The sequence below is a fragment of the Bradyrhizobium sp. 25ACV genome (assembly GCF_054863005.1).
This window is the reverse complement of the sequence record NZ_JAVAYO010000063.1, coordinates 1-279: the sequence shown is the minus strand read 5'-3', so window position 1 is coordinate 279 and position 279 is coordinate 1. Positions and strand designations below refer to the sequence as shown.

General features: G+C 70.3%; 1 protein-coding gene. It reads left to right on the top strand.

Annotated features, from left to right (window positions below):
* Positions 1 to 279, top strand: a 279-nt coding sequence (locus RAD04_RS38585) for a hypothetical protein (RefSeq protein ID WP_461627953.1), incomplete at both ends; no start/stop codon positions are given.

Here is a 279-nt window from a genome sequence, read left to right as displayed (position 1 = left end):
GCGATCATCCAGAACAGCCTGCAGCAGAGCGTGCGCGAGCAGGAGAAGTCGGTGGCCGCCCCGGTAGTGGCGCTGGGGTCGAAGTTCGACCAGATGAGCAACGACTTCCGCACCCTGCAGCAGGCGATCAGCGACATCACCAACCTGATGGGCAAACTGCAGGCGCAGGTGACGGACCTCTCCAACGCGGTCAAGACCATGCAGGCGCCCGCCGCCCCGCCGCCCCCCTCCGGCGCCGTCCCCGGACAGGCCGGCGGCGCGCCGCCGATGTCCGCCACC